We start from the raw sequence: 13547 nt of genomic DNA on the forward strand, positions 1-13547 counted from the left end.
TGCGGGCTCAGTTGCAAGCCGCTTGCAAGCCCGGCCACAGCACGACGCATTACAGGACAACGCAGTACTGGACGACGCAGTACTGGCTACTTTTAACTGCCCACGCGCGGGCAAGCGCTACAGGATACTCATGTTTGGTTTTTTACGCAGGTACATCTCGTCCGACCTGGCCATTGACCTCGGCACGGCAAATACCCTCATTTACGTGCGCGGCTCGGGCATCGTGCTCGACGAGCCTTCCGTGGTGGCGATCCGCCAGGAAGGCGGCCCGAATGGCAAGAAGACCATCCAGGCAGTGGGCAAGGAAGCCAAGCAGATGCTGGGCAAGGTGCCTGGCAACATCGAAGCGATCCGCCCGATGAAGGATGGCGTGATCGCCGACTTCACCGTGACCGAGCAGATGCTCAAGCAGTTCATCCGCATGGTGCACGATTCGAAGTTCTTCCGCCCGTCGCCGCGCATCATCATCTGCGTGCCGTGCGGTTCGACCCAGGTGGAGCGCCGCGCGATCCGCGAATCGGCACTCGGTGCCGGTGCTTCGCAGGTGTACCTGATCGAGGAACCGATGGCCGCCGCGATCGGCGCCGGCCTGCCGGTGTCCGATGCCACGGGTTCGATGGTGGTCGACATCGGCGGCGGCACCACCGAAGTGGGCATCATCTCGCTGGGCGGGATGGTCTATAAAGGGTCGGTGCGCGTGGGCGGCGACAAGTTCGATGAAGCGATCGTCAACTACATCCGCCGCAACTACGGCATGCTGATCGGCGAGCAGACGGCCGAGGCGATCAAGAAAGCGATCGGCTCCGCGTTCCCGGGTTCGGAAGTGAAGGAAATGGAAGTCAAGGGCCGCAACCTGTCCGAAGGCATCCCGCGTTCGTTCACGATCTCGTCGAACGAGATCCTCGAAGCGCTGACCGACCCGCTGAACAATATCGTGTCCGCCGTGAAGAACGCGCTGGAACAGACGCCGCCGGAACTCGGTGCCGACATCGCCGAAAAAGGCATGATGCTGACGGGCGGCGGCGCGCTGTTGCGCGACCTGGATCGCCTGCTGATGGAAGAGACGGGCCTGCCGGTGCTGGTGGCCGAAGACCCGCTGACCTGCGTGGTGCGCGGTTCGGGCATGGCGCTGGAACGCATGGACCAGCTGGGGTCGATCTTCTCCTACGAGTGATCGCTGCCACGATCGTGGTCGCGGTCCACTGTCGCAGGTGATCGCAACCAGGCGTTAGGATAGCGTTAGTCATAGCGTTAGCAATAGCGTTGGAAATACCAGGGCGGCCCGTGCATTGCGCACGGCCGCTCGCGTCCTTTCAGGATCTATGGAATACAGTCCGCCGCCACTCTTCAAGCAAGGGGCGTCCGCGCGCGCCAAGATGATGATCTGCGCGTGCATTTCGATCGCATTGCTGTTGTTCGATTCGCGCGTGGGCGCGCTGACCGTCGTGCGCCAGGTGGTCGGTACCGTGCTGTACCCGCTGCAGGTGGTGGCGATGCTGCCGCGCGATGCGCTGGTGGGCGTGGGCACCTATTTTTCCACGCTGTCCGGCCTGGAGCGGCAGGTGCGCGAACTGAAGACGCAGCAGATCGCCATGGCGCAGACCTTGCAGCAGGCGCAGCTCACGCAAGCCGAGAATGCGCAGCTGCGCAAGCTGCTCGAAGCCCGTGAAAAAGTGCCGGGCAAGACGATGCTGGCCGAAATCCTCTATGACGCGCGCGACGTGTTCACCCGCAAGGTGATCCTGAACCGCGGCACGCAGCAGGGTGTGCGGGCCGGGCTGCCGGTGATCGACAACCAGGGCGTGGTGGGGCAGGTCACCCGCGTGTTCCCGTTCACGTCCGAAGTCACGCTGCTGACCGACAAGGAGCAGGCGATTCCCGTGCAGGTGCTGCGCAACGGCTTGCGCAGCGTGGCCTACGGCCGCGGCCAGTCCGGCAACCTCGACCTGCGCTTCATGGCGCCCAATGCCGACGTGGTGGTGGGCGATATCCTGATCACGTCCGGCATCGATGGCGTGTATCCGGCGGGCCTGGCGGTGGCGCGTGTGACGCAGGTGGAAAACACCGCCAACGGCATGTTCGGCCGCGTGGTGTGCCAGCCGCTGGCCGGCATCGAGCGCAACACGCAGCTGCTGGTCCTGATGTCGCTGCCGGAGCTGCCGCCGCGGCCGCCGGAAGAAGACACGAGCAAGCCGGTGAAGAAGAAAAAGGCGGCCGATCCGGCCGCCACGGCCGCCGCCGGTACTGTCCCTGTCAATGCAGCGGCCAATGCCCCGGCCGCCAATGCACCTGCGGCACCCGCGGCCGGGCCCGGCCTGCGGCCCGCGGCGCCACCGCAGCCGCTGGCGCCGACGCCGGCCGCCACGCCAGTGCCGGCACCACGTGCAACCGCGCCCGCAACAGCACCCGCGCCCGTAGCGCCGAGGGAGACCCGATGAACCGTCCACAGTACATCCTGCTGCCCGTCAGTCCCATCTTCATCGCGATCAGCCTGATCGCCGCCTTCCTGCTGAACCTGATGCCGTGGGGCCAGTTCATCGCCGCGCCCGATTTCGTGGCGCTGGTGCTCGTGTTCTGGGGCGTGCACCAGCCGCGCCGGGTGGGGATCGGCACGGCGTTCTGCCTGGGCCTGCTGATGGACGTGCACGATGCCACGCTGCTCGGCGAGAACGCGCTGGCGTACACGCTGCTGTCCTACTGCGCGATCATGATGCACCGGCGCGTGCTGTGGTTCCGCATCAGCACCCAGGCGATGCATGTGCTGCCGCTGCTGCTGCTGGCACAGGCGGTGCAGTTGCTGGTGCGCTTCCTTGTCTCCGGCAAGTTCCCCGGCTGGTTCTATTTCGTTGAAAGCTTCGTGTCGGCACTGCTGTGGCCCCTGATCACGGTGCTGCTGCTGGCGCCGCAGCGGCGCGCGGTCGACAAGGACCACACCCGTCCGATCTGATGCACCGATAGCAAATCATGACAGAGCTGAAGAACAACGAGCGCGAACTGCACCTTTTCAGGGTGCGGCTGACGCTGCTCGGCTCCCTCGTCTTCATCTGCTTCGCGCTGCTGCTAGCCCGCCTGGTATGGCTGCAGGTGATCCGCCACAGCGACTACATGGCGCAGGCCGAGGACAACCGGATCGCCGTGGTACCGATCCAGCCGAACCGGGGGCTGATCCTCGACCGCAACGGTGTGGTCCTGGCGCGCAACTATTCCGCCTACACGCTCGAGATCACGCCGTCGAAGCTGCGCATCCCGCTCGAGGAAATGATCGATTCCCTGGCCCTGATCGTGGAAGTGACGCCGAAGGATCGCCGCCGCTTCAAGAAGCTGATGGACGAGTCGAAGAATTTCGCCAGCATTCCGTTGCGCACCCGGCTCTCCGACGAGGAAGTGGCGCGCTTCACGGCGAACCGTTTCCGCTACCCCGGCGTCGAGGTGCAGGCGCGCCTGTTCCGCAACTATCCGCTTGGCGAGACCGCCTCGCACGTGATCGGCTATATCGGCCGCATCAACCAGCGTGAAGCCAAGGCGATCGAGGAGCGCGATGACTCGGCCAACTACAACGGCACCGACTACATCGGCAAGGAAGGCCTGGAGAAGAGCTACGAAAAGCACCTGCACGGCATCACCGGCTACGAGGAAGTGGAAGTGTCCGCCGGCGGCCGCGCGATCCGCACGCTGTCGCGCAAGCCGCCCACGTCCGGCAGCAACCTGATCCTGTCGATCGACATCGAGCTGCAGAAGATCGCCGAGGAAGCCTTCGGCGAATGGCGCGGCGCGCTGGTGGCGATCGAACCGTCGACCGGCGACGTGCTGGCCTACGTGTCGCGGCCGGGCTATGACCCGAACCTGTTCGTGGACGGTATCGACACGCAGAGCTGGAACGAACTGAATACGTCGCTGGACCGGCCGATGGTGAACCGGCCGCTGTCCGGCACCTATGCGCCGGGTTCGACCTTCAAGCCGTTCATGGCGCTGGCTGCGCTGGAAACGGGCAAGCGCACGCCGTCGCAGGCGATCTTCGATCCGGGCTACATGTACCTCGGCACCCACAAATTTCGCGACGACGTGCCGGGCGGCCATGGCACGGTGGACTTGCGCAAGTCGATCGTGGTGTCGTGCAACACGTATTACTACCAGTTGGGCCGCGACATGGGGATCGACATGATCCACGACTTCATGAAGCCGTTCGGTTTCGGCCAGAAGACCGGTATCGACCTCGATAACGAAAAGACCGGCGTGCTGCCGTCGAAGCAATGGAAGCAGGCGCGCTACGCAAAGAATCCACGGGCGGGCAAGTGGGTGGGCGGCGACACGATTTCGGTCTCGAACGGCTCCGGCTACAACTCGTACACGCCGCTGCAGATCGCGCATGCCGTGGCGAACCTGGCCAACAACGGCATCGTGATGAAGCCGCACCTCGTCAAGATCGTCGAGGATGGCGGCACGCGTACCCGCACGCTGACGGTCCCAAAGGAAAGCTACCGCATTCCGCTGAAGCAGCAGAATATCGATCTCATCAAGGATGCGATGGTGGGCGTGGTGAGCGAGCAGGGCGGCACCGCTACCCGTGCTTTCGCCGGCGTGGGCTATACCGTGGGCGGCAAGACCGGTACCGCGCAGGTCGTGGGCATTCGCAAGAACGAGAAGTACAACGCCAAGACGCTAGCCGAGCGCCTGCGCGACAACGCGCTGTTCGTCGCATTCGCGCCGGCGGAGAAGCCGCGCATCGTGCTTGCCATGGTGGTGGAGAATGCCGGCTTCGGCGGTGCCGTGGCCGCGCCGATCGCCCGCAAGGTGCTCGATTACTACATGCTCGGCAAACGGCCGACCGAGAAGAACACGGACAAGGTGCCGAAGGAAGATGCCGAAGTGTTCGAGCCCATCGAAGGCCCGCTCGCCGAGGAAGAGGCGGCGCTGGCACGCGAGCAGCTGGCGGGCCAGGCTGGTGCACAGCCACCAGCGGGAACGCCGGCGCAACCGGTCGCCGGCGCGGCGCCGAATGCGGCTGGCCGGCCCGCCGCGACGCCGCCCGGGCCGGGGCTGATGCCGGTACGTCCGGCGACGACGGCTCCGCCTGCCGGCCGCGCGCCCTCACCGGCGCCATCGCAGCCCGCCGCGGGGGCGCCAGGCGCGGCACCGGCCATTCCGCCAAGGAACAGGGAATAATATGCGCATCAACGAACGACGCTCGCTGTGGCGGCGCGTGAAACCCTATGTGGCGGTGTTCGATCCGCCGCTGCTGCTCTTGCTCGTGCTGCTGCTGACGACCAGCCTGATCACGCTGTTCTCGGCCAGCCTGGGTATCGAAGGCAAGATCGAGGACCAGTTGCGCAATATCGCGATGTGCGTGCTCGTCATGTGGATCACATCGAATATCTCGCCGCAGAACCTGATGCGGATCGCAGTGCCCGCTTACACGGTGACCGTGCTGCTGCTGGTCGCGGTGGCGCTGTTCGGCACCATCAAGCTGGGTGCGCGGCGCTGGCTGCACATCGGCTTCATCGACATCCAGCCATCCGAACTGGCCAAGATCGCCGTGCCGCTGATGCTGGCCTGGTATTTCCAGAACCAGCAGGGGCATCTGCGCTGGCACTCCTACCTGGTGGGAGCCTTGCTGCTGATGGTGCCCGTGGGCCTGGTGATGCGACAGCCGGACCTCGGCACCTCGCTGCTGGTGGTGGCCGCCGGGTTCGCGGTGATCTACCTGGCTGGCCTGCCCTGGCGCGCAATGCTCGCGCTGGTAGTGGCGGGCGCGTGCTTCATGCCGGTGGCCTGGTCGATGATGCACGATTACCAGCGCGAACGCGTGATGACACTGATCGATCCCACCGCCGATCCGTTGGGCAAGGGGTTCCACATCATCCAGTCGACGATCGCGATCGGCTCGGGCGGCATCACGGGGAAAGGGTGGACGAAGGGCACGCAGACGCACCTGGAATTCATCCCCGAACGCACCACCGACTTCATCTTCTCCGTCTACTCGGAGGAGTTCGGCCTGGCGGGCAACCTGTTCCTGTTGCTGCTGTACCTGTTGCTGATCGGCCGTGGCATGATGATCGCTGCCAACGCACCCAATTTCTTCACACGCCTGCTGGCAGGAGCGATGACGATGATTTTCTTTACTTATGCCTTTGTGAACATGGGAATGGTGAGCGGCATCCTGCCCGTGGTGGGCGTGCCGCTGCCGTTCATGAGCTATGGCGGCACCGCCTTGCTGACACTGGGGATCGTGTCGGGGATCCTGATGAGCGTGCAGCGCCACCGCAAGCTGGTGCAGACCTGATGGCGCGCCGGTCCTTGTTCAATGCCGGCACGTGCACGCTGCTGGCGGCGCTGCTGGCGCTGGCCGGCTGCGGCGGTCCCGAGGTCGTCAGCCACTTGCCGGGAGCCCCCAAGGTCAAGCCGAAGCAGCGCGAAGCCGGCGTGCCGGTGCTGCCGCCGGCCGGTTCCGGCCGGGGCGGCTACTACAAGGACGACGGCCCGGGCGAGAACCCGCCGCCGAACCTGCTGCAGACCCCCGATGCCGAAGTGCGCAACGATCCGCTGCTGCCACGCTCGAACCGCCCCTATACCGTGTTCGGCACCACGTACGAGCCGATCCCGAACGACAAACCCTATACGGTGCGTGGCATGGGCACCTGGTATGGCAAGAAGTTCCACGGGCAGCGCACGTCGTCCGGCGAACTGTATGACATGTACAAGATGTCGGCCGCGCATCCGACCTTGCCGATTCCCTCGTATGCGCGGGTGACGAACCTGTCGACAGGCAAGTCGGTCGTGGTGCGGGTGAACGACCGCGGGCCGTTCAAGTCGTCGCGCGTGATCGACGTTTCCTACACGGCGGCGTTGAAACTGGGCCTGCTGGTCAATGGCAGCAGCGAGCTGGAAGTCACGCGCATCATGCCGGACGAGATCGATCGGATGGTGGCTGCACGCAAGGCCGGCGTCGTCATCGCGGCCGTCGAGGGCGTGCCTGTCAGCGCGCTGGAGCCGGGCGCGCCGCTGCTGGCAAACGCGGGGCCGGACGAGCTGGAAGGCTTCATCCTGTCGCGCGATACCGCGCCGGACACGTTGGCGCCTTCGTCCAGTGGCTACTACCTGCAGCTGGGCGCCTATGCCAGGGAAAACAGCGCCGCCCGGATGCGCGAACGGCTCGCCGGCGCCACCCGCGGCAGCGACTTCGCCGTGGTGCAGGCCGGCTCGCTGTACCGCGTGTACGGCGGCCCGTACGGCTCCCGCGAAGAAGCCGCCGCCGCCGCCGCCCGCCTGCCCACCGCACTGCAGCTCAAGCCACTGATCGTGCAGCGCGAAGTGAACTGACAATTTTTCATTGGCACTTGCGCAGCTGCTGTTCCTTGAAGCGCGCGACGATCTGCTCGAGCCGTGCGCGGGTGGTGGCGCCGATGTCGCGGAACTGGAAGACGAGCTGCTTCGACGGGGCATAGCGCGGGCTGATGCGGGCGCCGGTGACGCCCTGCTTGACCAGTGCCGCGAGTTGCGTTTGCGCGGCTGCTTCCTGCTTGAACACGCCCAGCGAGATGGCCAGCTTCATCGGCTGGCCGTCGGGGATGATGTAGAAGTTCTCGACGCCCTTCGCGCGCAGTTCGGCGGCCTTGCGGTTGGCCGCTTCCCGGTTGGCGAACGGCGGAATGTTGACCACGTAGCCCGACACATCCTGGCCCTGCACGTTGCGGCGCGACTGGCGGTCGCCCAGTTCCAGTGCTGCCAGCTCGGCCTCGAAGCGACGCGCGTCGGCCAGCACGAAGTTGCCGGCTTCGATGCAGGCCACGGCCACCGCTTCATCCTTCGGCGGCGGGCCGGGCGGGGCGGCCAGCGCGGCGGCGACGCTGGCCTGCGCGGGCGGAATTACTTTCAATGCCCTGGCATTGAGCTGTTTTTCCAGGCGAGCGGGTTCCCGTTCGCCTTCGGCCACGTCCCCCACCAGGCCCTGGCCGACGGCGAACAGCGCCACGTTCGCGGCCAGCAGTGCGAAAAAGCAGAACTTCAGCATGGCAAACTCAGCATGTTTCATCCATTTCGCCGGCCAGCAGCGCCGCGTGCAGGCCGAGCATCACGATATTGTCCACGTGGCGGACCGGCACGGTCAGCGCCGGGGCGATCAGGGGAGCGGCTCCCCCGGAGATGATACATGCGGCATCGCCGAGCGCCGCCACGGCACGCTCGATGGCACCGGCCTGGGCGGCCAGGCAGCCCGACAGGATCGCATCGTGCGTGTTGTCCGCGAACGTCGGCGGCAACGCCGTGCCCGCATCGATCTGGGGCAGTTGCGCCGTGTTGCGCGCCAGCGCGCCGGACATCAGCCGCAGCCCCGGCAGGATCATGCCGCCGATGAACCTGCCGTCCGCCGACACGGCATCTACGGTCGTCGCCGTGCCGCAATTGGCAATCACCACCGGGCGGCCAGGTACCAGCGCACGCACGCCGATCGCGGCGGCAAAGCGGTCGCAGCCCAGCTGCGCGGGGCTGGCATAGCCGTTGACGATGCCTGCGCGCGATGGCACGGCGGCGAACCATTCCACCGACGCTGCCGGCGCGCAAACGCGCAGCGCGCCTTCGATCGCGGCGCGCACGCCGCCACCGGCCACGTTGGCCGCCAGCACCCGTGCCGGCACGATGCCCGCCGCCTGCCACTCGGCGGTCAAAGTGTCGAGCAGGCCATGCGCCATCGCGCCCTGCACGCGCCACTGGCCCAGCGGCGCCCCGGCATCGGCCAGCGCCCACTTGACGCGGGTATTGCCGGCATCGACCAGCAGCCAGGTGCCGGCAGGTTGCGCGCCCATGTCCACTGTCGATGGCGCCATCATGCCAGCCTCAGCGACACGTCGCCGGACAGCACGGCCACGCGGCCGCCCGGCGTATCGAGCAGCAGCCGGCCGGCTTCGTCGACGCCGGCGGCGATCCCTTGCTGGATGACGTTGCCCTGGTCCAGGATATTGACGGGCTCGCCGCGCCATGCCTGCAGCGCATTCCACCGGTCGCGGAACGGCGCAAAACCCGTGTCGTCGAACTCCGCCAGCACGGCGGCCAGGCGCGACAGCAGCAGCGCCACCAGGGCATTGCGGTCCATCCGCGCCAGCCACGGCGCCGACGACACGGCGCGGCCGATGGCCGCCTCCATGTCGTCGGGCATGACGAGGTTCATGCCGCAGCCGATCACGGCCCACAGCGTGCCATCGGGCGCGGTACCCGTCTCGACGAGGATGCCGGCCAGCTTGGCGCCATCCTTCATCAGGTCGTTCGGCCATTTCAGCTGCACCGGCACGTCCAGCGATGCCACCGTTTCGGCCAGCGCCACGCCCACCGCCAGCGGCAGCCCGGCCAGCTGCTGCAGCGGTCCCTTGAACGGCCACGCCAGCGAAAACGTCAGCGATGCGCCGGGTGCCGACAGCCATGGGCGGCCGGCACGGCCACGGCCGGCCGTCTGCATGTCGGCGATCCGCAGCACGGGCGTGGAAAGTTCGCCGGCCGGCAGGCGGGCCAGCAGGTCGGCATTGGTGGAACCGGTTTCCGGCACCGCTTCGATGGCCACGCGGGATGCGCTGCTGGCGCAGCGTGCGCTGATCTTGTCGGCGTCCAGAGGGGAAGTGGAATGGATCATGGTGCGGATTTGCGCGCCTTGCGCGGCGCGCGGGCAAAGGCCAGATCATACAGCGCGTCCGGCAGCCAGCGCAGCAGCCTGGCCACCACGCCCATCTGCCACGGGATCACGCGGTAGCGCACGCCGCCGGCAATTGCCCGCACCGCGCTGGCGGCGAAGCGTTCCGGCGTCATCAGGAAAGGCATGTGGTACTTGTTCTGTTGCGTCATGGGCGTGTCGATGTAGCCCGGCGCGATCGTCACCACGCGGATGCCGTGCCGGCGCATCTCCAGCCGCAGCGCTTCGCAATACGTGACGACTGCCGCTTTCGAGGCGCTGTAGGCGCCGCCGCCCGGCAGGCCGCGCACGCCGGCCACACTGGCGATGCCGACAAGCGTGCCGTGGCCCTGTTCGCGCATCGTCTCGATGAACGGCGCGAACGTGGCCACCGTGGCGGTAACGTTGGTGGCGATGATCGCTTCGAACACCGGCAGGTCTTCCGGCACCTCGGTCAGCGTGCCGTGCGAAATGCCGGCACTGGCGATCACGATGTCGATGCCGCCGGCGTGCGCGATGAAGTCGCGTGCCGCGGCGGCGAGCGCCGCATGGTCGCAGACGTCGCCGGCATGGATGCTGTGCTTTTCGGGAAAGGGGAGGGATGCGGCCTGTTCGCGCAATACCGGCTCGCGGCGGGCGAACAGGCCGAGGGTGGCCCCTTGCGCCGCGTACCGGGCGGCGAGGGCGGCGCCGATGCCGCTGGAAGCGCCCGTGATGAACACGCGCAGGCCGGCCCTGGCCACTGCGCCGGCCATTACTTCTTCTCGGCCTTCGCCTTCGCGACGAGGAAGTCGAGCACCTGCGTGGTGGCCTGCTGCTGCGCGGCCTCGGTATCGAGGTTCTTGTTGGCTTCGCCCGTCAGGCTGGGCGATGCCTGCCAGCGGCCGTCGACGATGATCAGCGGCCAGTACTCGACCTTGTAGCTCTCCATCAGCGCGGCCGAGCGGCGCACCTTGCCGGCCACGCCGAACGAGCGGTAGGTGTCGATGAATTTCTGCCGGTCGACGCCATTCTTCGCCACCCAGTCGAAGACTTCCTCGTCGCGGGTGAAGTTCTGGCTGCCGCCGTGCAGCGCTGCCAGCACCTTCGGCTGCAGCGCGTCCGCCAGGCCGAGCGATTCGAGGGCGTAGTACAGCTTCTGTTGCGGCGCCAGGCGCTCGTTGTAAGGCACGTGCACGCGCTTGAAGACGATGTTGTCGCCCTGCTTCTTCACCCAGGCCGACAGGATCGGGTCGAACGTGTGGCAATGCGGGCACCAGTAGGCGAAGAACTCGATCACTTCGACCTTCTTGCCGCTGTCGGTCGGCTGCGGCGTCGACAGGGCCTTGTACTCGGCGCCTTCCTTCGGCGCGGCCGGCGAGGCAGCCACGCCGGCGGCGAAGAATGCGAGCGCGCCCGCGGACAGGATCTGCTTCAAGGTCTGCTTCAATAAGCGCATCGGGGCTCCATCATTTCTGGTTGCGGACGACGGCGACATCGACGCCGTTCTCGGACAGCTTGCTGCGCACCTTGTTCATCGTCTCGACCTGCGTGAACGGGCCGACACGCACGCGGTGCAGTACGCCTGAATCGGTGGTGCGGTCGGTAACGGACGCCTCGAAGCCCAGCAGCGCCAGCTTGGCGCGCACGGCTTCGGCATCGCTCGTTTCGCGGTAGGCGCCGGCCTGCAGGTAATACACCCACTTGTCCTCGCCTGCCGGGGAGGGTGCCGGGGCGGCTGATTGCGTCGGTGGCGCGGCCGTGTTGGGCGGCACCGGTGCGGCCGGCGTGCCGGCCTTCGGCTCGCCGCCGTTCTGGATCCGGTCGACCACGGCCTGCAGCGGATCGGCGGCCGGCGCCGGTGCGGGCGCCGCCTGCGGCTGTTTCTGCTCGCGTTCGAAGTCGCGGTTGGCGTTGCGCGCCGATTCGCGGTTGCCGTACATCGGCTTGTTCGGATCGGCGATCTGGCCGGACGATTCGGCCGGCTTGTTCGCGCGTGCCGTGCGTTCGGTGAACGGGGACTGCCCCTTGGTGATCATCAGCGCCACGATCACTGCGATGACGAGGCCGATGACCAGGCCGATGATGATACCGACCAGCGTGCTGCCCTGCTGGCGCGTGCGCAGCAGGGGGGAAGAGCGGAAACTCATTATGCGGGAAGTCCTTTCAGAACGATTACATTTTCTCCGGCGCGGAAACGCCGATCAGTGCAAGGCCGTTGCGCAGTACCTGGCGCGTGGCCACCGCCAGCGCCAGGCGGGCCAGCTTCAATGCCTCGTCGTCATCGAGCAGCCATTTATGGGCGAAGTAATAGCTGTGCAGCTCGCCGGCCAGGTCGCGCAGGTAGAACGCCACCTGGTGCGGGCCCAGTTCGGTCTGGGCGCGCTGCAGCATTTCCGGATACTCCGCCAGCTTGGCCAGCAGGCTCGCCTCGTGCGGCGCCGTGAGCAGCGACAGGTCGACGCCGGCCAGCTGCGCCTCGTCGCCGCCCCAGTTGGCCAGCGCGGAGCAGATGCGAGCGTGCGCGTACTGCACGTAATACACCGGGTTCTCGTCGGAAGTCTTCAGTGCCACGTCCACGTCGAACACGAATTCCGTATCGGCCTTGCGCGAGATGAGGAAGAAGCGCACCGCATCGCGGCCCTTGGCGATGTCGCCGCCGCCGGACCATTCGATCAGGTCGCGCACCGTGACATAGGAACCGGCGCGCTTGGAGATCTTCACCTCGGCGCCATCCTTCATCACGGTGACCATCTTGTGCAGCACGTAGTCGGGATAGCCCTGCGGGATGCCCATGCCCACCGCCTGCAGGCCGGCGCGCACGCGCGCGATGGTGCCGTGGTGGTCGGAACCCTGCACGTTGATCGCCTGCGTGAAGCCGCGCTGGAACTTGACGATGTGGTAGGCCACGTCCGGGACGAAGTAGGTGAAGGTGCCGTCGGTCTTGCGCATCACGCGGTCCTTGTCGTCGCCGTAGTCGGTGGTGCGCAGCCACAGCGCGCCGCCGTCCTCGTACGTGTGGCCGTTCGCCACCAGGGCGCCGACCGCCGCCTCCACCTTGCCGTCCTTGTACAGCGACGACTCCAGGTAGTAATTGTCGAACTTCACGCCGAATGCCTGCAGGTCGATATCCTGCTCGTTGCGCAGGTAGGTGACGGCAAACGCGCGGATCGATTCCAGGTCTTCCACGTCGCCGGAACCGGTGACCGGCGCGCCATCGCTGGCGGACACGGTTTTCTTCGCCAGAAAATCGGCGGCGATGTCGGCAATGTAGTCGCCGTTGTAGGCCGATTCGGGCCAGCCGGCGTCGCCCGGTTTCAGGCCGCGGGCACGCGCCTGCGTGGAGGTGGCCAGCGTGTGGATCTGCACGCCGGCGTCGTTGTAATAGAACTCGCGCGTCACGCCGAAGCCCTGCGCCTCGAACAGCGACGACAGGGCATCGCCCAGCGCCGCCTGGCGGCCGTGGCCCACGTGCAGCGGGCCGGTCGGGTTGGCCGACACGAATTCGATGATCACGCTCTTGCCGGCGCCTGCTTCGCCGCGGCCATAGGCGGCGCCTTGCGCCAGCACGGTCCTGACGACGGCCTGCTTGGCGGCGTCGGCCACGCGCAGGTTGATGAAGCCGGGGCCGGCGATGTCCGCCGAGGCGACCAGCTCCTTGCCATCGGGATTTTCCAGCAGCGCGGCAACGATCTTCGTGGCCAGTTCGCGCGGGTTCATTTTCAGCTGCTTCGCCAGCTGCATGGCGATGTTGCAGGCAACGTCGCCATGCGCCGGGTCGCGCGGGCGCTCGAGCACCACGTTGGCGGTCACGGAAGTGCCTTCCAGCAGGGGGGCGAGGGCGGCCTGGAACAGGGCGGCGATCTGTTGTTTTTGTTGGGCGAGCATGGGCGGATTCGGTCGGATCTGGACGGAA

The 13547-nt window shown here is 66.8% G+C and carries 13 protein-coding genes; 6 read left to right on the forward strand and 7 right to left on the reverse strand.

Features of this window, described 5'->3' with window-relative positions; translation table 11 throughout:
* Positions 1 to 130: 130 nt before the first annotated feature.
* The 6 genes from ACY65G_RS12250 to ACY65G_RS12275 all read left to right on the forward strand — a co-directional run bounded on the left by ACY65G_RS12250 (position 131) and on the right by ACY65G_RS12275 (position 7317).
* Positions 131 to 1174 carry a rod shape-determining protein gene (locus tag ACY65G_RS12250; RefSeq protein WP_050409489.1) on the forward strand — a complete coding sequence of 348 codons (1044 nt, stop codon included), beginning with the start codon at positions 131 to 133 and terminating at the stop codon, positions 1172 to 1174.
* Positions 1175 to 1322: 148 nt separating this feature from the next.
* A complete protein-coding gene (mreC, locus tag ACY65G_RS12255) occupies positions 1323 to 2438 on the forward strand; it encodes a rod shape-determining protein MreC (RefSeq protein ID WP_464997639.1) in 1116 nt (371 codons plus the stop codon).
* Complete coding sequence (gene mreD, locus ACY65G_RS12260) at positions 2435 to 2947, forward strand: rod shape-determining protein MreD (protein ID WP_464997640.1); 513 nt, start codon at positions 2435 to 2437, stop codon at positions 2945 to 2947. Before mreC ends, mreD begins: the two co-directional genes overlap by 4 nt.
* 17 nt (positions 2948 to 2964) lie before the next feature.
* Positions 2965 to 5163 (forward strand): penicillin-binding protein 2, encoded by a 2199-nt coding sequence (mrdA, locus tag ACY65G_RS12265; protein ID WP_464997641.1) that lies wholly within the window; start codon positions 2965 to 2967, stop codon positions 5161 to 5163.
* Position 5164: 1 nt separating this feature from the next.
* Positions 5165 to 6280 carry a rod shape-determining protein RodA gene (gene rodA / locus ACY65G_RS12270; RefSeq protein ID WP_464997642.1) on the forward strand — a complete coding sequence of 372 codons (1116 nt, stop codon included), beginning with the start codon at positions 5165 to 5167 and terminating at the stop codon, positions 6278 to 6280.
* Complete coding sequence (locus ACY65G_RS12275) at positions 6280 to 7317, forward strand: septal ring lytic transglycosylase RlpA family protein (RefSeq protein ID WP_464997643.1); 1038 nt, start codon at positions 6280 to 6282, stop codon at positions 7315 to 7317. Before rodA ends, ACY65G_RS12275 begins: the two co-directional genes overlap by 1 nt.
* A gap of 7 nt (positions 7318 to 7324) precedes the next feature.
* Here the strand turns inward: ACY65G_RS12275 and ACY65G_RS12280 are convergent, their stop codons facing one another.
* From ACY65G_RS12280 to argS, 7 genes are read right to left on the reverse strand one after another with little or no spacing between them, the layout of a single operon-like run.
* Positions 7325 to 8029 carry an SPOR domain-containing protein gene (locus ACY65G_RS12280; protein WP_464997644.1) on the reverse strand — a complete coding sequence of 235 codons (705 nt, stop codon included), beginning with the start codon at positions 8027 to 8029 and terminating at the stop codon, positions 7325 to 7327.
* Complete coding sequence (locus ACY65G_RS12285; RefSeq protein WP_464997645.1) at positions 8016 to 8822, reverse strand: type III pantothenate kinase; 807 nt, start codon at positions 8820 to 8822, stop codon at positions 8016 to 8018. The genes ACY65G_RS12280 and ACY65G_RS12285 overlap by 14 nt, the downstream gene beginning before the upstream one ends.
* Positions 8819 to 9616: a biotin--[acetyl-CoA-carboxylase] ligase gene (locus tag ACY65G_RS12290; protein ID WP_464997646.1), complete on the reverse strand. Its 798-nt coding sequence runs from the start codon at positions 9614 to 9616 to the stop codon at positions 8819 to 8821. Before ACY65G_RS12290 ends, ACY65G_RS12285 begins: the two co-directional genes overlap by 4 nt.
* Complete coding sequence (locus ACY65G_RS12295; RefSeq protein WP_464997647.1) at positions 9613 to 10407, reverse strand: SDR family oxidoreductase; 795 nt, start codon at positions 10405 to 10407, stop codon at positions 9613 to 9615. The genes ACY65G_RS12290 and ACY65G_RS12295 overlap by 4 nt, the downstream gene beginning before the upstream one ends.
* Positions 10407 to 11090, reverse strand: coding sequence for a thiol:disulfide interchange protein DsbA/DsbL (locus ACY65G_RS12300; protein ID WP_464997648.1), 684 nt, complete (start codon positions 11088 to 11090; stop codon positions 10407 to 10409). The genes ACY65G_RS12295 and ACY65G_RS12300 overlap by 1 nt, the downstream gene beginning before the upstream one ends.
* Before the next feature lie 10 nt (positions 11091 to 11100).
* A complete protein-coding gene (locus ACY65G_RS12305) occupies positions 11101 to 11781 on the reverse strand; it encodes an SPOR domain-containing protein (RefSeq protein ID WP_464997649.1) in 681 nt (226 codons plus the stop codon).
* A 25-nt stretch (positions 11782 to 11806) separates the two neighbouring features.
* Positions 11807 to 13519 carry an arginine--tRNA ligase gene (gene argS, locus ACY65G_RS12310; protein WP_464997650.1) on the reverse strand — a complete coding sequence of 571 codons (1713 nt, stop codon included), beginning with the start codon at positions 13517 to 13519 and terminating at the stop codon, positions 11807 to 11809.
* Positions 13520 to 13547: the final 28 nt, after the last annotated feature.

Source organism: Pseudoduganella sp. jia 12, from assembly GCF_055502675.1.

Bases quoted from the DNA above. Each gene is read 5' to 3' on its own strand.
- ACY65G_RS12250 (WP_050409489.1), top strand. From the start codon at position 131: ATGTTTGGTTTTTTACGCAGGTACATCTCGTCCGACCTGGCCATTGAC.
- mreC (WP_464997639.1), top strand. From the start codon at position 1,323: ATGGAATACAGTCCGCCGCCACTCTTCAAGCAAGGGGCGTCCGCGCGC.
- mreD (WP_464997640.1), top strand. From the start codon at position 2,435: ATGAACCGTCCACAGTACATCCTGCTGCCCGTCAGTCCCATCTTCATC.
- mrdA (WP_464997641.1), top strand. From the start codon at position 2,965: ATGACAGAGCTGAAGAACAACGAGCGCGAACTGCACCTTTTCAGGGTG.
- rodA (WP_464997642.1), top strand. From the start codon at position 5,165: ATGCGCATCAACGAACGACGCTCGCTGTGGCGGCGCGTGAAACCCTAT.
- ACY65G_RS12275 (WP_464997643.1), top strand. From the start codon at position 6,280: ATGGCGCGCCGGTCCTTGTTCAATGCCGGCACGTGCACGCTGCTGGCG.
- ACY65G_RS12280 (WP_464997644.1), bottom strand. From the start codon at position 8,029: ATGAAACATGCTGAGTTTGCCATGCTGAAGTTCTGCTTTTTCGCACTG.
- ACY65G_RS12285 (WP_464997645.1), bottom strand. From the start codon at position 8,822: ATGATGGCGCCATCGACAGTGGACATGGGCGCGCAACCTGCCGGCACC.
- ACY65G_RS12290 (WP_464997646.1), bottom strand. From the start codon at position 9,616: ATGATCCATTCCACTTCCCCTCTGGACGCCGACAAGATCAGCGCACGC.
- ACY65G_RS12295 (WP_464997647.1), bottom strand. From the start codon at position 10,407: ATGGCCGGCGCAGTGGCCAGGGCCGGCCTGCGCGTGTTCATCACGGGC.
- ACY65G_RS12300 (WP_464997648.1), bottom strand. From the start codon at position 11,090: ATGCGCTTATTGAAGCAGACCTTGAAGCAGATCCTGTCCGCGGGCGCG.
- ACY65G_RS12305 (WP_464997649.1), bottom strand. From the start codon at position 11,781: ATGAGTTTCCGCTCTTCCCCCCTGCTGCGCACGCGCCAGCAGGGCAGC.
- argS (WP_464997650.1), bottom strand. From the start codon at position 13,519: ATGCTCGCCCAACAAAAACAACAGATCGCCGCCCTGTTCCAGGCCGCC.